Origin of the sequence: Vibrio qingdaonensis (assembly GCF_026191675.1) — a bacterium.
Lineage (GTDB): Bacteria > Pseudomonadota > Gammaproteobacteria > Enterobacterales > Vibrionaceae > Vibrio > Vibrio qingdaonensis.
Map to the genome: position 1 here is coordinate 45,701 of NZ_JAKRRY010000027.1, position 18,998 is coordinate 64,698.

Below are 18,998 nucleotides of genomic sequence, written 5' to 3' on the forward strand. Positions count from 1 at the left end.
AAAATCAAACTGTGGATAACTAATACATCGATCTAAATCACCACTCTTGTGATCTTTTTTTGTACAGGCAGTCTCTAAACTCCATGGTAAACTAAACTGGTCATTCATCTTTATTACATTCATTACTATGAAAGCAACCCCAACATCTGAAGCCGAATTGATGGCTCGAGCCCGAAATATTGCAGGCCTGACATTTGGTGAACTCGCACAAGAAGCGGAAATGAACGTTCCAGAAACGCTGAAACGGGATAAAGGTTGGGTTGGACAGTTATTGGAATGGCACCTTGGTGCAAAAGCGGGAAGTAAGCCAACCCAAGATTTTCCAGAAATTGGTATAGAGCTAAAAAGCATTCCTATTAGTTATGCAGGTACACCACTAGAATCCACGTTCGTCTGTGTTGCTCCGTTGGTGGGTGTTCACGGTCTAACATGGGAGCGCAGCCACATTCGCAATAAACTATCGCGCGTCCTTTGGTTGCCGGTAGAGGGCGAAAGAGAAATTCCAGTCGCAGATCGACGCGTGGGATCCCCGCTAATTTGGAGCCCATCAACAGAAGAAGAATTGATGCTAAAAAATGACTGGGAAGAGTTGATGGAGCACATCACCCTAGGTCAAATCAATCAACTGACTGCGCACAGTGGTGAAATTTTGCAAATACGACCAAAAGCCGCTAACAGCCGCGTAACGACCGGCGCTTATGGAGCAAACGGACAACCGATTAAAACCTTACCGCGTGGTTTCTACCTAAGAGCTAAGTTCACGGCCTACATTCTTGAGACTTACTTTAGTCATTCAGTGTAGTTTCAGTTCAATGTCGCAGTAGCGATTCATTTCCCCCGCACTACCACACTCATCATAAGCGTTATGTAAACGAAGATAAGCCTTTTCAACACCCAGTTTTTGTAGCACTTCTTTTACTGAATCAAGGGATTCAAAATGAATAGGTTCATCGTCTTCCTTAATAGGTTCTAGTTTATGTTTATATTCCACTGCTAATAAATAATGTGAAATATCAGCACAACCAATTACAAAGACTTTAGGTGGGGTATAGCTGTCTTTATGATACCCATGTAACCACCGATCGAGCTGATGTTTTTGCATATTCCGCCTCCTTTACTCATCTATTTAGATAATGCTTTAATTCTTTATTAATAAACTACAGTTTAGTAAAAGAAATTCAGAAGTGTCGGAATTAAACTGAAGTTTTAGATAAAAGCGGTATAGTGAAAGAAAACCATCGTAACAAGGAAGGCTCAATGAAATATCATGTACTCCCTCATTCCTCTCTTGAAGTCAGTAAAATTGCGCTCGGTACAATGACGTTTGGTGAGCAAAATACTAAAAAAGACGCATTTGGCCAGCTTGATTTTGCTCTAGAGCGCGGCGTCAACTTTATCGATACCGCCGAAATGTACCCTGTTCCCCCTAACTCAACAACGCAGGGACTAACCGAAAGCTATATCGGTGATTGGTTATCTCAATCAGAGAAAAGGCAAAAGATCATACTTGCAACTAAAGTCGCAGGCCCAAGATCCCTTCCTTATATTAGAGATAATATGAGTTTAGATCGTCGTAACGTCCATCAAGCCATCGACGATAGTCTCACACGGCTCAAAACTGACTATATCGATCTCTATCAACTTCATTGGCCTCAAAGACAAACGAACTGCTTTGGTCAATTAAATTACCCTTATCTGGAAGGGAATGAAGAAGTCTCTTTAATCGAGACATTAGAAGCACTCAATGAGTTAATTAACGCTGGAAAGATCCGTTATATAGGCGTTTCAAATGAAACCCCTTGGGGCGTCATGTCCTTGTTAAAGCTGGCTGAAAAACACAACTTACCGAGAATTGTTTCCATACAAAACCCTTATAACTTGCTCAATCGCAGCTTCGAAGTCGGTTTGTCTGAAATAAGCCATCACGAAGGCGTTGAACTGCTCGCGTATTCCCCTCTTGCCTTTGGATGCTTAAGTGGTAAGTACCTAAACGGTCAAAGGCCAAAAGGTGCTCGTTGTAGCGAGTTTGAACGCTTCGTTCGTTACTTTACACCTCAAGGAATTGAAGCAACGCAAGCGTATATTGATATCGCAAATAAACATAACATTGACCCTTCACAAATGGCACTCGCATTTGTTAATCAACGTCCGTTTGTGGCATCAAATATTATTGGAGCCACAAATTTAGCTCAACTTGACGCAAATATTAATAGTATTGATATTACGCTTTCAGATGAACTTATGAGCGATATTCAAGAATTAGGGACACGCTATTCAAACCCGTGCCCCTAATTGACGTTAACATTTTGAGACTAAGCTCGTGCTCTGCTAACTAAGCAAAACTGCATTTCTAGGCGGGCAATATACAACCCGCCTAGAATTACGTTGCTATTGTTGACCGTAACACCCTTCGAAGATGACGAGTTTTACGTTTGGCAACAACAGCAGGGGCAACCGTCACAGTGCCAAGTGGGCGCCCTTGGCTATCTAAACCAATATCTCGCAGCAAATGCTCATTGTGCAAAGGAAGCTGATAAGCATTACGGCGATAGCGACGTTTCCATTCTCTTTCTTCATGGTGAAGATCCGCTTTAATTAACCAAGTAGCAAGAGTCAGATAAACAGATGTACGCATAATAGTGTCTCCTAATTTTACAAATATTGAGGAGAGAAATAGCGATCTAAAGAAAATTTTCAGTGACTTTGAGACTGCTATTTCCGCAGCCTCTAGAGGTACGGATATTAAAGTTTATTGGTATCAGACATAAATACAGGACTGGCTGAGAACAGCGCAATATGCATCCATTGTCGTTTCATACACTCACGTGAAAGTGCGATAGTCTTGATAGTAATGTTACGATTCATCATTTACGCCTCCACGTTAACTTAATAATCCGAAATAATTTGAATGGTATGAGCTTGAAACTCACGGTCAATTTTCAACCAAAGTGTCGCTATTTTCAACATAATTGTTACAAAAAAAAACAATAACATGAAATATTCTATCTTCTTGCGACTAATCCACGCCAAGACGAAGCAATACATTACAGATGCAAGCTTTAGTAGTGATTAATTTCAATCAAACAGATAACAACCGAATCAATGAAATAATTCCTTTGATAAAACACACTTCACAAAAATAATGTAATTTGAGGCTGAGAGCATACAAATAGCCATCCGACACACGCTAAAAACCGCTCATACATTTTAAGTTGGCGTCAACATAAAGAACTGAATGTGCACAGTCTAGAATAGCGGAAAAAAAACCATCGCGATCAAGCAATGGTTTATAACGAACGCCGGAGACTAATTACAACGTTTCTTCCGCAATTAAATTGTGCTTATTTAACAAGCGGTACATCGTTGCTCGAGATATGCCTAACTCCTTGGCAGCAAGTGTCACCTGGCCATTGTGGCTGTCGAGTACCAATATGAGTGCATCTCGCTCAGAGCGCTCTCTAATACTCTTTAAGCTACGCTTGCCAGAGTAGGTGCCAGGTAATTCAAAGTGTTTTTTAGACAGCACTTCTTCTTCAGTCATTAGCACCGCTCGCTTAACTTGATTCAGCAACTCTTTTACATTTCCAGGCCAATGATAATAAGTCAGTGTTTTAAGGGCGTCATCGTCAATCGATTTAACTGGGGAATTGAACTCTTTGGAGAACTGACCAATATAATGATTTACTAACAACCCAATATCGGTCGCCCGTTCTTTTAAGCTTGGAACATTAATCCTAAGAACGTTAATACAATGGAATAGCTCATCATTAAATAAACCGTCTCCGAGCGCTTTTTCTATATCCGATGAATCAGCGGCCAATACTCGAATATCATAGTCTTTCCAGCCATTGACCGTCTCTACTTTACCTTCTTGATAAAACTTCAATAAGTTCATTTGTTGTTTAGGCTGTAAAGTAAATATGTCATTAAGCAGGATCGTCCCTCCCGCCGCCTGTTCAAGTAAGGAAACCTGATCTGGATTATGTAAGCCAAAAAACTCATTTTCAAAGCGAGCATCCGAAAAGGCACGACAGTTAACCGATATAAAAGGTTTCTGTGAACGAGAAGAACAGCGATGAATCGCTTTCGCGACCGTCTCTTTTCCGCACCCCACCTCACCATGAATCATAATACTGACATCTGTGGGACCAATGCGCTTAATTTGGTCTCTCAATCGCCTTACTGGTAGCGATTGCCCTACAAGACCAAGGTCGTGGTTATTACCATTATGCGGCCAGACTTTCTGCTCAAGTTTAAGCATACCAAGTTGATGGCCTATCGTGCCCATTAAGCGTGAATCTGGGATAGGGACAGTAAAAAAGTCGATACAGAAATTCACAATAAATTGGCATATGGTGTCTGAACTTAATTGAGACTCTCGAATAAAAGCAATCCACCTCACCTGCTTATGGGTGCTCACCAGCTTTGCAATCCCATTTAAGCTAAAGTCATCTCGTGTTAAATCCACGATACCAATACAAGGACCTATTTCGGAGAAAATGGCATCTGCTTTTCGTAAATCAGAACATTGCGTACACCGCCAACCAGCTTGTTCTAAAACTGATAACCATGGCTCGTAGGTCCCCCCCACTACCACTAAAGCGCCGGGGATGGAATCCATCTTAAACTCGGTTCCCATTACATCATTCCTTATTATTACTTTTAGGATTCAACTGGTTAATTCTATTGAATAGGACTATTCTCACAAGGTAACTCTTACATTATTGCCGACTTTACCTGTCTCATATTTAAGACTAGTGCACAGTTTTTTATTTTTCTACAAAAGTTCTTGATTTTTTGGCATAAAAAAAGCCTCTCAATAGAGAGGCTTAAAATATTTATTGCCAGTTAATTACTGCTGAGGACGCATCGCTGGGAACAAAATAACGTCACGAATAGTATGAGTATTCGTAAACAGCATAGCCAAACGGTCAATACCGATACCCTGACCCGCCGTTGGCGGCAAACCGTGCTCTAGCGCGGTAATGTAGTCAGCGTCGTAGTACATTGCTTCATCATCACCCGCATCTTTTGCATTCACTTGCGCTTTAAAGCGTGCATCTTGATCTTCTGCATCATTTAGCTCAGAGAAACCATTTGCCACTTCACGACCGCCGATAAAGAACTCGAAACGGTCAGTAAAGAACGGGTTATCATCGCTACGACGAGCCAATGGCGAAATATCTGCTGGGTAGCCAGTAATAAACGTTGGTTGCATCAACTGAGGCTCAGCTGTCTCACCAAAGATTTCTTCTAGTAGCTGACCGCATGTCCAGAACGTTTCAACATCGACATGGACCGATTTAGCAATAGAAACCATAAGCTCACGATCTTGCAAATCTGCTTCGGTTAGCGCTTGGATTTGCGCATGATCTGGGTTGTACTGCTTAATCGCGTCAAACATACTTAGACGTGCGTAAGTACCACCAAACTCAACCGTTTCATCACCGTATGGCATTGATGTAGAGCCCAGCACATCCATTGCTGCCGTGCTTAGCATCTCTTCAGTCAAATCCATAAGATCTTTGTAGTCTGCGTACGCTTGGTAGAATTCCATCATGGTGAATTCAGGGTTGTGACGAGGAGACAGACCTTCGTTACGGAAGTTACGGTTAATCTCGAATACACGATCAAAACCACCGACAACCAAACGCTTCAGGTATAGCTCAGGCGCCACACGTAGATACATGTCGATATCCAACGCATTATGGTGAGTCACGAATGGACGAGCTGTTGCGCCACCAGGGATCACGTGCATCATTGGCGTTTCAACTTCTAAGTAACCTTTTGAACTCATAAAGTTACGAATAGAAGACACCAGCTTAGAGCGAATAATAAATGCACTACGAGAATCTTCGTTAACGATCAAATCAACGTAACGCTGACGGTAACGCATTTCTTGATCCGTTAGACCGTGGAATTTCTCAGGTAGCGGACGAAGTGCTTTAGTTAGCAGTTCAAACTCTTCCATATTCACGTAAAGATCACCTTTACCTGACTTATGAAGTGCACCTTTAACACCAATGATGTCACCAATATCAAGACCTTGATATTTTTCTTTTAAAACCTTCTGAACATCTTTTGCTGCATAGGCTTGGATACGGCCAGAGGTCTCTTGAATCGCTAGGAATGGACCACGCTTTGCCATTACACGACCGGCAATAGACACAATGTGGTTCAGCTCTTCTAGCTCTTCTTTCGATTTTTCACCGAACTCAGCCTGCAGATCGCCAGCGAGATGCTCACGACGGAAATCATTTGGGTGGCCATTCGCTTTGCAGCTTTTGCGGATGTGATCCAGCTTGCTACGACGCTCAGCAATTAACTTATTTTCTTCTTGTAGATTTTCATTTTGAACAGCATCAGTCATTTGAATGTACCCTGTTAAGTTGCTAAAAGCTTACAGACCTGATTTCAGGCTAGCTTCGATAAATTTGTCTAAATCACCATCAAGAACCGCTTGTGTATTACGGTTTTCAACGCCTGTTCTTAAATCTTTGATTCGTGAGTCGTCTAATACGTATGAGCGTATTTGGCTGCCCCAACCGATATCTGATTTTGCATCTTCGTTCGCTTGTTTTTCAGCGTTCTGTTTGTGAACTTCTAACTCAAACAGTTTCGCTCGAAGCTGCTTCATCGCTTGATCTTTGTTCTTATGCTGAGAACGATCATTTTGACACTGAACCACGGTATTGGTTGGCACGTGGGTAATACGTACCGCCGACTCTGTGGTATTGACGTGCTGACCACCCGCGCCAGACGCACGGTATACGTCGATACGAAGATCAGAAGGATTAATGTCGATCTGAATGTTGTCATCAATCTCAGGATAGATAAACGCAGAAGCAAAAGAGGTATGACGTCGGCCACTTGAGTCAAATGGTGATTTACGAACAAGGCGATGCACACCCGTTTCAGTCCGTAGCCAGCCGTATGCGTATTCCCCGCTAATACGGACCGTCGCCCCTTTCAAACCAGCCACATCACCGTCAGACACTTCAATGACTTCCGTCTTAAAGCCTTTGGCTTCCGCCCAACGCAAGTACATGCGCAGCAGCATTGATGTCCAATCTTGTGCCTCAGTACCACCAGAACCCGATTGCAAATCGATATAGCAATCAGACGCATCGTGGTCACCAGCAAACATACGACGAAACTCAAGCTTTTCAAGCTTCGCTTCTAGCTCTGCCAATTCTGGCTCAATTTCGTCAAAGGTTTCTTGGTCTTCTTCTTCAACCGCAAGCTCGAGTAATCCAGCAACATCCTCAACCCCTTGGTCAAGTATATCGATAGTCTCGACGATCGCTTCAAGTGATGAACGTTCTTTACCCAGCGCTTGTGCGCGCTCTGGCTCATTCCATACATCTGGTTGTTCTAGTTCTGCGTTGACTTCTTCTAGACGCTCTTTCTTGGCATCATAGTCAAAGATACCCCCTCAGGATATTCGTGCGCTCAGTCACGTCCTGTAGGCGATTTTTAATAGGATTGATTTCAAACATATTCGCTCAGCATTTATGAGTAGAATTTAACCGAAGAATTCTACTCAAAAATGTGATGAAGATACAGAAAAATATCGATTTAGCTTGCGGTTTTCAAAGAGCCTCTATCGAGGCTCAATATGATCCACCATGAGCTGCAGAGATTGATTTCCACGGAACTCATTAATGTCCAACTTGTAGGCGAGTGTCACTGTTTTTACCGACGCATCAGGCCAGCGACGTAAGTCCACATTAAAAGCAATGGCATCTAACATAATATTGGTGCCAAAGCCTTTATGCATAGGCTCAACCATTAGCTTCAAATGCTTCTCGCCCACCAGTTTTTGATGCAGTACTTTAAACTCACCATCAAAAATAGGCTCAGGGAAAGCTTGCCCCCATGGTCCACCAGCACGCAGTGTTTCCGCGGTATGCATAGAAAACTCTTCCGGTGATAATTCTCCATCCGATAAAATCACCCCCTTTAACGCTGTTTCACCAAGCTCATCACGAACAATTTGATCAAATAGCTGACTGAAACGTTCAAAGTCTTTCTCTTGAATCGTTAAGCCTGCCGCCATAGCATGGCCGCCAAATTTGGCAATTAGCCCTGGATTCTGTGTGTCGATACGATCAAGAGCATCACGCATGTGCAAACCTGGGATTGATCGGCAAGAGCCTTTAATGGTTCCCTCACCACCGTCGGCAAATGCAATCACTGGGCGATGAAATTTGTCTTTTATTCGTGATGCTAGAATGCCAATGACACCTTGATGCCAATCGCGTTGAAATAGCGCCAAGCCATAAGGCATAGTGGCCTTATCGCTGATCTGAAGACGCTCACAAAAAGCCAGCGCTTCTTGCTTCATGCCCTCTTCGATTTCTTTTCGAGTTTGGTTCAATCCATCCAATTCACTGGCCATGCGTCTCGCCGCATGAATGTTGTCACTCATTAAAAGTTCAACACCAAATGACATGTCATCGAGTCGACCCGCAGCATTAATTCTGGGTCCAAGTGCAAAACCAAAATCGGTTGCCACCAATTTTCTCGGGTCCCGTTTGGCAATTTCAATCAACGCTTGAATACCTGGGCGCGCTTTACCTGCACGGATACGCTGTAAACCTTGATGAACGAGTATCCGATTATTTTTATCTAACGGTACTACATCAGCCACTGTACCAAGCGCAACAAGGTCTATCAGTTCCATGAGTTTAGGTTCAGCCATTCCTTGTGTGGCAAACCAATTTTGCTTTCTCATTGCCACGCATAACGCCATCATCAGGTAAAAAGCCACTCCTACTCCGGCGAGCGCCTTAGAAGGAAAGCTGCACTCATTGAGGTTAGGGTTAACCATTGCATCGACGTCAGGAAGCTCACCACCTGGAAGATGGTGATCGGTAACAATTACTTGTAGCCCTTTCTCTTTCGCATATTTTACGCCCGAGATGGAAGAGACGCCGTTATCCACCGTCATAATGACTTCGGCACCAATATCTAACACTTGGTCAACGACTTCTGGGCTCAAGCCATAACCATCTTCAAATCGGTTCGGCACCAAATAGTCCACATTACGGCTACCAAGCATACGCAGTGCTAATACTGATAACGCAGAGCTCGTCGCACCATCCGCGTCGAAGTCTCCCACAACGATAATACGCTTTTGCTCACGAATCGCTTGGAACAGCAGTTCGACAGCCTTATCAATACCGGCTAATTCGGTATAAGAATGCAAACCCTTCGCGGCTTTTTCTAACTCTTCAAGGCTGGAAATACCTCGAGAAAGATACAAGCGTCTAAGAATTTCAGGAATCGTCTCAGGCAGCGCAGAGACATCGACAGGATCGCGACGTTGAATTTCTATCATAAAATCAAAAGGGCTCAATAATGAGCCCATTTCCTAATTATTTTTTAATGCTTTCAAGGCGTTTAAGAAGATCAGCAGGCGGTAAATACCCTCCTACCATTTCACCATTCGGTAAGAAAATAGCGGGGGTGCCGCTAATGCCTAACTCACGACCTAAATTATAATGCGTCGCGATCGTGGCTTTACATTGGGTCAAATCCCCATCAAAGCTTGGTTGCTTGCGGTTAACTTTAGCGTCATGCATAGCGGTATTTGGATTCTCGTCACACCAGATTTTTGCCATATTTTCTGCGACTTGACCATTAGCGCCCTCCCGAGGGTACGCTAAATAACGCACAGTAATCCCAAGATCATTGTAGCCCTGCATCTGACTATGTAGTCGCACACAATAACCACAAGTAATGTCAGTGAAGATGGTGACGGCGTATTTCTCATCATCCGCTTTATACTCAATCATGCTATCGCGATATTGAGCGATTTTCTCTGCATTTAACGGCGCTTGACGCTCAGCAATGATGTCTTTGTAGTTGCCATCTTTGTCCAACGCATACAAGGTCCCTGCAATAAAGTGGTCACCATTTGGTGAGGTAAACAATACCCCTCCTTCCGTACGAACTTCCATCAAGCCATTAATGTCAGACGGAACAACTTCAAGCACTTCAATGCCTATCTTGGCAAAGCGAGACTTGATTGCCGCTTCATCGGCAGACATCGTTGCTGCCACTTCAACCTTCGCTGGCGGTGAGGTTGGTTGAGATTCTTCTGCACCACAAGCGGTGACAAAGAAAGGAAGAGAAAAAAGAGTCAAACAGCGCATTACGCTCATTAAAGTCACCATGATTTCAAAAAATAGATTTTATACGGTTTTCGAACGAACAAAGCGTTCAAAAAGGTAAAATTAAGCCCTTGGATGATGCTGGCTATGAATGTTTTTCAACCTTTCAGTTGCAACATGAGTATAAATTTGTGTGGTTGATAAGTCACTATGTCCTAACAACATCTGTACGACACGTAAATCTGCCCCATAGTTCAATAGGTGCGTCGCAAACGCGTGTCTAAGCACATGCGGTGAGAGCAATTCAGTATCAATACCTGCTAGTACAGCATAGTACTTAATACGATGCCAAAATGTTTGCCGCGTCATTTGCTTAGCTCGCTTACTCGGAAAAACCACATCCGACGTTTTCTCTCCAAGTAAGTCTGGTCGCCCATTTTCAATAAATTCACCAATCCAATCAATGGCGTTTTCACCCATGGGTACCAATCTTTCTTTATTTCCTTTACCGACAACACGAACTACTCCTTGTCGAAGGCTGATATTTTCCATAGTGAGACTGACGAGCTCAGTAACACGAAGCCCTGTCGCATACAGTAACTCCAGCATGGCTTTATCACGAAGCTCAAGTGGATTATTCAAGTCCGGAGCATCAAGAAGCGCCGTCACCTGATCTTCCGATAAATCCTTAGGAAGACGTTTGGGCAACTTAGGGCTAATAAGTAGCGCGGTAGGATCATCAGCACGCAATTTTTCACGATGGATATATTGAAATAGACGACGAATGGCAGACAGCATCCGAGCTCGAGAGCTTTGATGATAATCTTGGTCAACTAACCATGTTTGGTATTCTTGTAAACCCGAGAAGCTGATGAATTGCAGTTTATAGTGATGCTTATTCATCCAAACCAGTAATTTGATAAGGTCATTTCGATACGACGACAACGTATTCTCAGCTAACCCTCTCTCCATCCACATTGAGTCCAAAAATTGCTCGACCAACCCTTGGTCTTGAATATTGACGTCACTCACAGCAACCTCTTGTATGTTTATACAGTACTAAAAACAGAATATTCGAGTTAAGGTGAGAATGCCAATAAAACTCCATAAATCCTCGATAACCGCTGCAACGCTAAGCAAATTAGAGGTAGAATCCGATACAACAGACTCACAAACCATGCGAACGATTATGAAAATAGGACTATTTTACGGCTCATCGACTTGCTACACCGAGATGGCATCAGAGAAGATACGCGATATTATTGGCCCAGATATCGTTGATATATTTAATGTAAAAGATACCCCTATTTCGCAAATGAGCGACTATGATTTACTTATCTTAGGGATCTCTACATGGGATTTTGGTGAACTCCAAGAAGACTGGGGCGGGATATGGGATCAAATCGCTGGCGTACCACTAAAAGGCAAGTACGTCGCGCTGTTCGGACTCGGCGATCAAGAAGGCTATGGAGAGTGGTATCTGGATGCGATGGGAATGCTTCATGATGAACTCAAACCCACTGGAGCTAACTTTATCGGCTATTGGCCGAATGTGGGTTATGAATTCGAAGCATCCAAAGCCCTCATCGACAACAACAGTAAGTTTGTCGGTTTAGCTCTCGATGAAGATTCACAATACGAACTAAGCGAAGAGCGTATTGCAACGTGGTGCGAACAGATCCTTGTTGAGTACCAAGCCTCACTATAAACGGTAACACCTCACTCAGGGTCAATGCTGATTGCTGGTGCTACAGGTTAGTAGCCTAAACAAGAAAACAAAAAAACGGCACTCGAAGTGCCGTTTTTTTATTCATCAATAATTCATCTCGACACAATCTCGAATCAACACAATGTCGAATAACATCATGTGCTTGATGGTATCAATGCGGAGTATTCAACTACGCGACTTCTTCAGTAAGCTCATCAGCATTGCGACCGATAAAGCCCATGCAAATGATTGCTGCAGTCGTTGGCAGTACCCAACCCATACCAACGCTAAAGAGTGGTAGGACATTGAAGAACGATACATCTAGACCCGCGACTTTAGCCGCATCAATTAATGCAAATGCCAGCGAAACTAAAATTACTACGCGGTATGCTAGCTTAGGGTTTGGCAAGAATTTGCGTACAAATGTCAATGCAACCAAGGCTATCGCAACAGGATAAAGGGCAAATAACACTGGAACTGACAACGAAATAAGTTGAGCAAGACCAATATTCGCAACGAGTGCACAAGCAGCACCAAGAATAACAACCCACTTCTTATAAGTGACTGAAGTAATAGTACTAAAGTAGTCAGAACACGCTGAAATAAGACCAATCGCTGTTGTCAAACAAGCAAGTAATACAATAACCGACAGTACGATTTGTCCATACGGACCGAACAGCGCTTGGACGTACTGGCTTAACACGGCACCACCGTTATCCGCGCCCGCAGCAACTGTTGCGCTTGTCGCACCAAGATAGAACAGTGAAATGTATACAAATGCCAAACCTGCAGCGGCAATGAAAGCGGCATTGATCAAGTACTTCGTTGTTGCACTTTGCTCCGTGATGCCCTTTTTACGTAACGCATCAACAATCAGCATACCAAACATCAAAGAACCGAAGGTATCCATAGTGTTATAGCCTTCAAGAAAGCCCGTTGTTAATGGTTGGGTCGCATAATCACCAACTGGTGCAATCATGTCCCCTTGTGGGTCAACAAATACTGCAACAGCAAGAATGATTAGGCCAACAAAAAGCGCAGGCGTCAGCACCTTACCAATAACATCAATCAACTTGCCTTGCGACCATGCAAAACACATCGCTACTGCAAAGAACAGAATAGAGAACACCGTTAGGTGTATTTGCGTCGCTTCTAAGAAGAAAGGACGAATCGCCATTTCATACGCCACAAGGCCTGTACGCGGTGCTGCAAATGCAGGACCAATGATGATAAAGATAAGTACTGCAATTAACATTGCTGCACGTTTTGGAAGATCCTTAGTTAGGTGCTCCCAAGAGCCCCCAGCAACTGCGACAGCAATAATGGTAATAAGAGGCAGACCTACCGCAGTGAGAAGAAAGCCCGTCATTGCAGGTAACAAGTTCTCACCTGCTAATTGACCAGCAAGAGGGGGGAATATAATGTTGCCCGCACCTAGAAAAAACGCAAACAGCATAAAGCCGACTGCTATAATATCTGTTGTTTTTAAACTCTGATTCACAGATATACCCCTGTAAGTTAATGTTGTGTGTTATCGAGAAAATCGTTGTTTACTCGTATAATTTAGGGCGGCATGATGACGAATAGGCTTAGGATTAGCAATAGAGCCAGAAAAAAACACTACATTAATTTACACATACAAGATAAAAGTAGCTGATTTCACCACCTTTAATTAAAAACATGGAATATAATCTCGATCATTTATAAAAACAATACAAACACAATCAGAACATATACCCATACAAATAATTAACAATAGATTAATTCACTTAATAGCAATCGATTGACCATATAATCATGACCTCTAAAATCAGTACAATAAAAAGCTTTGCATTCAAACAGTTCAAGATCCATTCAGGCGGAGCCGGTATGCCCGTCAGCACCGACGGCGTGATGCTAGGTGCGTGGGCAACGTTTCAACATACTGATCCAATCCTTGATATTGGCGTGGGCACCGGATTGCTGACATTAATGCTGGCTCAGCGTTATCCTGAAGGAATAATCTACGCCATTGACATCGAAAACAGTGCAATCGAAGATGCGACTAACAACGTGGCACACTCTCAATGGCAAGACAGAATTCATATCATTAAAGGGGACATACTACGTCATAATTTTGAACACGCATTTTCTGGCATTATCTGTAATCCTCCTTACTTTAATTCTGGCGAGCAAGCCGCCCTCCAGCAAAGAGCCACTGCCCGACATACCTCTAGCCTCAATCATACCGAGCTGCTGTCGCGCTGCTATCAACTGCTCAACAACGACGGTGAAGCCAGCTTTATCCTGCCGATTACAGAGGGAGAGCATTTCATCACAATCGCTCAAAATAAGGGATGGTTTCTCAGCCGACGCTGCTTAGTTCGTCCAACACAGACGAAGCCGGTCAGCCGAATTCTTTTCACATTACGCAAACAAGAAACCCCGATCACCGAAGAGCAATTGGTCATTCATAGTCCTCATGGAGGCTATTCTGACGCCTTTATTCAGCTAACTGGTGACTTTTACCTTAAAATGTAAGTGCGCTTAGCGAGCGTTTGAGTATAATAGCCGCCCTACTTTTCCTGTGTCGTTTTTTTGTGCAGGTACACCCTCAGTCTTGTGGAGACACGATAGTGATCAGAACATTCGCCGAATTAGATTTAGACCCAATCCTTTTAGAAGCGATTGAAGACATGGGCTATGAGCGCCCTACTCAGGTTCAGGCAGAAGCCATTCCACAAGCTTTAGAGGCAAAAGATATCTTAGCATCCGCTCCAACTGGAACGGGTAAAACCGCTTCTTTTGCGATCCCTGCTATCCAGTACCTGCTTGACTTCCCAAGAAAAAAAGCCGGTCCTGCACGTATCCTTGTGTTAACGCCAACACGTGAACTTGCGATGCAAGTTGCTGAGCACACTAAAGCACTGGCAAAGAATACACACCTAAAGGTTGCCACCATCACTGGTGGTGTTACCTACGACACTCACGCCGATACCTTAGCACAAACGCAAGATATCGTGGTGGCGACTCCAGGTCGTCTGATGGAATACATCGAGGCAGAACGCTTTGATTGTCGTGCTATTGAGTGGCTGGTGCTAGATGAAGCGGATCGTATGCTCGATATGGGCTTTGGACCAACGGTTGATCGCCTATCGGCAGAATGTCGTTGGCGTAAACAAACACTGCTATTTTCAGCGACACTGGAAGGCCGTGGTGTAGAAGGGTTTACGACTGATCTTCTAAAGAACCCAGCAGAAATTAAAGCCGAGCCGTCTTTACGTGAACGAAAAAAAATCACGCAATGGTACCACCGCGCCGACACAGCTGAGCACAAACTCACTTTGCTTAAGCACATTTTAACCGAGCAAGCGGAACGCACCATTGTATTTTTGAAAACGCGTGAGCGCCTCGCCGATCTTCGTCAGCAACTTGATAGTGCGCAAATCCCTTGTGCTTGGATTCAAGGTGAGATGCCACAAGATCGCCGTAATAACGCGATCAGCCGATTCAAAGATGGCTCAGTCAATGTTCTACTTGCCACTGATGTCGCCGCTCGTGGTATTGACCTTCCAGATGTGTCACACGTAATCAACTACGACTTACCTCGTACTGCAGATGTGTACTTACACCGTATTGGTCGTACTGCTCGCGCAGGCAAGAAAGGCATCGCGATTTCTATTGTCGAAGCACACGATCAGCCAATGATGGAACGCGTAGCTCGCTACACCAGCGAAACCATCAAAGAGCGCTTCATCGACGGGCTTCGTCCTACGCACAAAAAGCCAACGTTCAAGAAAAAGAAGAAAGTGAAAAAAGACGACAAGAAAAAGACCGTCAAGAAAAAAGCAGCGAAAAAGAAGTAACTCGCACTTAGAACCGTATTTTTCAAAAGAACAGTACTCTTAAAAAAATGCCCCACTCATGAGTGGGGCATTTTTTATAATCAGACTCAAAATGGTTTAAATCACTGCTCCTCGCGCTTAAACACCAATTCATTTGCCGTTGATTCATCCGCAACAAAGTAATAACCAGCGACATCAAAGTTCTGTAGGGCTTCAACGGAATCGATTTGGTTATCAATGATGTATCGAGCCATCATTCCGCGCGCTTTTTTCGCGTAAAAGCTGATCACTTTGTATTGGCCATTTTTGCAATCTTTAAACACAGGGGTCACTACCTGGCTGTTTAATTGCTTTACTTTTACCGCCTTGAAGTACTCATTAGAAGCTAAATTAACTAAAACGTCACTCTCATGCTCCGCCAGTGCTTCATTCAATTTATCCGTAATGAGACTCCCCCAAAACTGGTATAAATTGCTACCACGCTCATTCGCTAACTTCGTTCCCATCTCGAGGCGATATGGCTGCATCAAATCCAAAGGCTTTAATAGTCCATACAGACCCGATAGCATACGCAAATGCGTTTGAGCGTAGTCAAAATCTGCTTCTGACATACTTGCTGCATCCAACCCGGTATACACATCCCCTTTAAATGCAAGAATAGCTTGGCGTGCATTGTCAGTAGTAAAGCACGTATCCCACTGTTCAAAGCGCGCGACATTGAGCCCCGCGATCTTGTCACTCACCTTCATCAGTGCTGATACATCAGCAGGTGTCAGCTTACGGCATACTTCAATCAATTGAGCAGATTGATCAATAAACTCCGGCTGAGTGTAACGCTCGGTCGCCAATGGCGATTCGTAGTCCAACGTCTTCGCTGGTGAGACAACAATTAGCATAACTTTACTCTTATCATGATTATTTGTTCCTAGTATAAAAAAAGCCACGCCTGATCTTCAATGAAATCATGCGTGGCTTATTCTATTTCTGAGATAGAAAGAAACGATTAAGGCTATTTCGTCGTATCGTCAGCCTTCGTGTTGTCCCAGATCCCAGGTTCTAACTGAGATTTTAGTTCAGGATAATCATTGGCATCAAACGTTGGCACCTTGCCAGCTTTTAGCTGTTGGTTGTAATCCTTAGCCAATTTGACCACGATGCCCGACAGCAAAATAATCGCCACCAAGTTAACCAACGCCATTAAGCCCATCGAAACGTCCGCTAATGCCCAAATCATAGGTAGTGTCGCGACTGAACCAAACAGTACCATGCCTAACACGATAAGGCGGAATAAACCTAGTCCTGCTTTATGGTTATGCTCCAAGAAAATCAAGTTCGTCTCTGCATACGAGTAGTTAGCAATGATTGAAGTAAACGCGAAGAAGAAAATGGCGACCGCAATGAAAATACCGCCCCAATCGCCCACTTGTGAGCTCAATGCACGCTGCGTCAACTCAATACCCGTCACTTCACCGTGAGGGACGTATTCGCCAGACATCAAAATGATAGCCACTGTTGCTGAACAGATAACGATCGTATCAACGAAGACACCTAGCATTTGAACATAGCCTTGAGATGCTGGATGCGGTGGGTATGGCGTAGCCGATGCCGCTGCATTAGGCGCAGAACCCATACCCGCTTCGTTAGAGAACAAACCACGTTTAATACCTTGAATCATTGCTTGTGCAATGGCGTAACCCACACCACCGGCCGCCGCTTCTTGTAGACCAAACGCACTCTTAAAGATATACGCTAGAATCTCTGGCACTTTTTCAATGTTCATGAAAACAACGTAGAACGCCAGCACAAGGTAAGCGAGTGCCATCACAGGGACAATCAGTTCCGCTGTGCGAGCAATCTTACGGATACCACCAAAGATGACAAACGCAGAAATCAAAGCAATGGCAATACCTACGTACAATGGTTCAAAACCAAAAGCCGTTTGCATAGCATTAGCAATGGCGTTGGCTTGAACAGCATTGAATACCAGGCCAAACGCAATGATAAGGAAGACAGAGAACAAGACCCCCATCCAACGCATGCCTAGACCTTTCTCCATATAATACGCTGGACCACCACGGTAATTACCGTCGTCATCGCGTGTCTTATACAGCTGCGCCAATGTGCTTTCTGCGAATGACGTTGCCATACCCAGCATAGCAATCAACCACATCCAGAAAATGGCACCCGGCCCACCAAATGTCAGGGCAACGGCAACACCAGCCATGTTACCTGTACCAACACGTGCCGCTAAACTAGTACAAAGTGCTTGAAAAGATGAGATACCAGCAGCGTCGGATTTACGACTGTTTTTCAGCACACTGAACATGTGACCGAAGTGGCGGAACTGAATGAACCCAAGGCGAACTGTAAAATAAATCCCTACGCCTACGAGTAGATAAACCAGAATCGATCCCCATAGAAGATCATTCATTAAGCTAATAATGTCTGTCACTTTAAAACCTCTTTTAAAATTAGAGCGCCGCCAGCACACCCTGTGCTAACTAAGTTGCTGAGGTTATACCCATCCGTGTGGTTTTGATTAATTCACTGTTTTTCACGGCAACTTAGCTTGTATTTCTCACCTATTGGGAACGGAATACAAATCGACATATCGTTTGACGGAGCGGATTTTGCAGGGATGCTCGACAAAAATCAATACGCAATTAGACTTATAATGAAGTTATTTTTCACTATACCATCACGTTCCCTTAACACTAACCGCAACATTTGCTTTACCAGCTGTCATCATTTCCCCCTCTGTTCAATAACAACTAGTAAGCATAGCAATGAAAACGGATCTTACCGTGAGACTCGCAATTAAACCTTTGTTCATCAAAGGTCGAGACATATTTATAGAATGGAATGCTTTTTAATCATTCTTGTCGAATGAGAATGTTTCTCGCACACACCAGTGCACTTTAGTGAGCTCGCATGGGGGGCACGTTAACAAACATCGCTAATCAATTCTTTTTCATTATGTGATTCAAACGGTTATTTTTTAATCTAACGATATCAGTAAAACTGTGAGATTGAGTTCAATTTGGCATAAAACATTCATACTAAAGAAACAAATGAGAAATAAATCAAAGTTATTCTGCCTAGGAGTATGGTACTTAAAAGTCTCCGCAAGGAGATAAATACTAAGAGGTAGCTTATGGATGGCTTTGAACTAAACGATATTATGGAAATGGATGCTCCCCGGACTCGAGCGTCTCGATCAAAACCACTAAAGCGTAAATGGCGCGAAATAGAAGCAATAAAAGACAAACGACGTTTACAAAAAGAACTCAACGATATGGATATCGGACTGGATTTCGCATACGAAGATATCAAGCTTTAACTCACCTA

At 43.6% G+C, this 18,998-nt stretch carries 18 protein-coding genes; 6 read left to right on the plus strand and 12 right to left on the minus strand.

Annotated features, from left to right (window positions below):
- Positions 1-127 precede the first annotated feature (127 nt).
- A complete protein-coding gene (mutH, locus tag MD535_RS17960) occupies positions 128-802 on the plus strand; it encodes a DNA mismatch repair endonuclease MutH (protein WP_265676414.1) in 675 nt (224 codons plus the stop codon).
- On the opposite strand, the gene MD535_RS17965 is transcribed toward mutH, so the two are convergent.
- The gene (locus tag MD535_RS17965) at positions 794-1,102 is read right to left on the minus strand and encodes a DUF6482 family protein (RefSeq protein ID WP_250617517.1); all 309 of its coding nucleotides are present in this window, start codon (positions 1,100-1,102) and stop codon (positions 794-796) included. The two genes, mutH and MD535_RS17965, sit on opposite strands and share 9 nt — an antisense overlap.
- A 155-nt stretch (positions 1,103-1,257) precedes the next feature.
- On the opposite strand from MD535_RS17965, the gene MD535_RS17970 reads away from it, so the two are divergent.
- Positions 1,258-2,292 (plus strand): NADP(H)-dependent aldo-keto reductase, encoded by a 1,035-nt coding sequence (locus tag MD535_RS17970; RefSeq protein ID WP_265676415.1) that lies wholly within the window; start codon positions 1,258-1,260, stop codon positions 2,290-2,292.
- A gap of 88 nt (positions 2,293-2,380) precedes the next feature.
- Here the strand turns inward: MD535_RS17970 and MD535_RS17975 are convergent, their stop codons facing one another.
- The 8 genes from MD535_RS17975 to xerD form a co-directional block, all read right to left on the minus strand.
- Positions 2,381-2,635, minus strand: coding sequence for a DUF1127 domain-containing protein (locus MD535_RS17975; protein WP_265676416.1), 255 nt, complete (start codon positions 2,633-2,635; stop codon positions 2,381-2,383).
- A 107-nt stretch (positions 2,636-2,742) separates the two neighbouring features.
- Positions 2,743-2,868, minus strand: coding sequence for a hypothetical protein (locus MD535_RS17980; protein ID WP_265676417.1), 126 nt, complete (start codon positions 2,866-2,868; stop codon positions 2,743-2,745).
- A 442-nt stretch (positions 2,869-3,310) separates the two neighbouring features.
- The gene (locus MD535_RS17985) at positions 3,311-4,639 is read right to left on the minus strand and encodes a sigma-54-dependent transcriptional regulator (protein WP_265676418.1); all 1,329 of its coding nucleotides are present in this window, start codon (positions 4,637-4,639) and stop codon (positions 3,311-3,313) included.
- A gap of 213 nt (positions 4,640-4,852) precedes the next feature.
- Complete coding sequence (gene lysS / locus MD535_RS17990) at positions 4,853-6,370, minus strand: lysine--tRNA ligase (RefSeq protein ID WP_265676419.1); 1,518 nt, start codon at positions 6,368-6,370, stop codon at positions 4,853-4,855.
- Positions 6,371-6,400: 30 nt separating this feature from the next.
- Positions 6,401-7,499, minus strand: a protein-coding gene (gene prfB / locus MD535_RS17995) for a peptide chain release factor 2 (protein WP_265676420.1) whose coding sequence is annotated in 2 segments (ribosomal slippage) — positions 6,401-7,423 and positions 7,425-7,499 — 1,098 coding nt in all. Because the reading frame shifts where the segments join, the coding sequence is not laid out codon by codon here.
- A 104-nt stretch (positions 7,500-7,603) separates the two neighbouring features.
- The gene (gene recJ / locus MD535_RS18000; RefSeq protein ID WP_265676446.1) at positions 7,604-9,343 is read right to left on the minus strand and encodes a single-stranded-DNA-specific exonuclease RecJ; all 1,740 of its coding nucleotides are present in this window, start codon (positions 9,341-9,343) and stop codon (positions 7,604-7,606) included.
- Between the two features lie 37 nt (positions 9,344-9,380).
- Positions 9,381-10,169, minus strand: a complete 789-nt coding sequence (gene dsbC, locus MD535_RS18005) for a bifunctional protein-disulfide isomerase/oxidoreductase DsbC (RefSeq protein ID WP_265676421.1) — start codon at positions 10,167-10,169, stop codon at positions 9,381-9,383.
- A gap of 72 nt (positions 10,170-10,241) precedes the next feature.
- Positions 10,242-11,150 carry a site-specific tyrosine recombinase XerD gene (gene xerD, locus MD535_RS18010; protein ID WP_390902956.1) on the minus strand — a complete coding sequence of 303 codons (909 nt, stop codon included), beginning with the start codon at positions 11,148-11,150 and terminating at the stop codon, positions 10,242-10,244.
- Positions 11,151-11,307: 157 nt separating this feature from the next.
- Between xerD and fldB the strand changes: the two genes are divergently transcribed.
- The gene (fldB, locus tag MD535_RS18015; RefSeq protein ID WP_265676449.1) at positions 11,308-11,826 is read left to right on the plus strand and encodes a flavodoxin FldB; all 519 of its coding nucleotides are present in this window, start codon (positions 11,308-11,310) and stop codon (positions 11,824-11,826) included.
- 190 nt (positions 11,827-12,016) lie between these two features.
- Here fldB and brnQ read toward each other — a convergent pair whose 3' ends face one another.
- Entirely contained in the window at positions 12,017-13,327 is a 1,311-nt protein-coding gene (brnQ, locus tag MD535_RS18020) for a branched-chain amino acid transport system II carrier protein (protein WP_265676422.1), read from the minus strand.
- Positions 13,328-13,623: 296 nt separating this feature from the next.
- Between brnQ and MD535_RS18025 the strand changes: the two genes are divergently transcribed.
- A complete protein-coding gene (locus tag MD535_RS18025; protein ID WP_265676423.1) occupies positions 13,624-14,346 on the plus strand; it encodes a tRNA1(Val) (adenine(37)-N6)-methyltransferase in 723 nt (240 codons plus the stop codon).
- Between the two features lie 95 nt (positions 14,347-14,441).
- Positions 14,442-15,671 carry an ATP-dependent RNA helicase SrmB gene (gene srmB, locus MD535_RS18030; protein ID WP_265676424.1) on the plus strand — a complete coding sequence of 410 codons (1,230 nt, stop codon included), beginning with the start codon at positions 14,442-14,444 and terminating at the stop codon, positions 15,669-15,671.
- A gap of 101 nt (positions 15,672-15,772) precedes the next feature.
- Here srmB and yaaA read toward each other — a convergent pair whose 3' ends face one another.
- Both yaaA and MD535_RS18040 read right to left on the minus strand, forming a co-directional pair.
- Entirely contained in the window at positions 15,773-16,546 is a 774-nt protein-coding gene (gene yaaA, locus MD535_RS18035; RefSeq protein ID WP_265676425.1) for a peroxide stress protein YaaA, read from the minus strand.
- Positions 16,547-16,659: 113 nt separating this feature from the next.
- Positions 16,660-18,102 carry an alanine/glycine:cation symporter family protein gene (locus tag MD535_RS18040; protein WP_265676426.1) on the minus strand — a complete coding sequence of 481 codons (1,443 nt, stop codon included), beginning with the start codon at positions 18,100-18,102 and terminating at the stop codon, positions 16,660-16,662.
- Positions 18,103-18,804: 702 nt separating this feature from the next.
- Here MD535_RS18040 and MD535_RS18045 point away from each other — a divergent pair.
- Positions 18,805-18,990 carry a DUF3545 family protein gene (locus MD535_RS18045; protein WP_250617504.1) on the plus strand — a complete coding sequence of 62 codons (186 nt, stop codon included), beginning with the start codon at positions 18,805-18,807 and terminating at the stop codon, positions 18,988-18,990.
- Positions 18,991-18,998 lie beyond the last annotated feature (8 nt).

Coding starts and splice junctions, on each gene's coding strand:
- mutH (WP_265676414.1), top strand. CDS start 128: ATGAAAGCAACCCCAACATCTGAAGCCGAATTGATGGCTCGAGCCCGA.
- MD535_RS17970 (WP_265676415.1), top strand. CDS start 1,258: ATGAAATATCATGTACTCCCTCATTCCTCTCTTGAAGTCAGTAAAATT.
- yaaA (WP_265676425.1), bottom strand. CDS start 16,546: ATGCTAATTGTTGTCTCACCAGCGAAGACGTTGGACTACGAATCGCCA.
- MD535_RS17980 (WP_265676417.1), bottom strand. CDS start 2,868: ATGATGAATCGTAACATTACTATCAAGACTATCGCACTTTCACGTGAG.
- lysS (WP_265676419.1), bottom strand. CDS start 6,370: ATGACTGATGCTGTTCAAAATGAAAATCTACAAGAAGAAAATAAGTTA.
- fldB (WP_265676449.1), top strand. CDS start 11,308: ATGAAAATAGGACTATTTTACGGCTCATCGACTTGCTACACCGAGATG.
- MD535_RS17985 (WP_265676418.1), bottom strand. CDS start 4,639: ATGGGAACCGAGTTTAAGATGGATTCCATCCCCGGCGCTTTAGTGGTA.
- MD535_RS18045 (WP_250617504.1), top strand. CDS start 18,805: ATGGATGGCTTTGAACTAAACGATATTATGGAAATGGATGCTCCCCGG.
- recJ (WP_265676446.1), bottom strand. CDS start 9,343: ATGATAGAAATTCAACGTCGCGATCCTGTCGATGTCTCTGCGCTGCCT.
- MD535_RS17965 (WP_250617517.1), bottom strand. CDS start 1,102: ATGCAAAAACATCAGCTCGATCGGTGGTTACATGGGTATCATAAAGAC.
- MD535_RS17975 (WP_265676416.1), bottom strand. CDS start 2,635: ATGCGTACATCTGTTTATCTGACTCTTGCTACTTGGTTAATTAAAGCG.
- dsbC (WP_265676421.1), bottom strand. CDS start 10,169: ATGAGCGTAATGCGCTGTTTGACTCTTTTTTCTCTTCCTTTCTTTGTC.
- MD535_RS18025 (WP_265676423.1), top strand. CDS start 13,624: ATGACCTCTAAAATCAGTACAATAAAAAGCTTTGCATTCAAACAGTTC.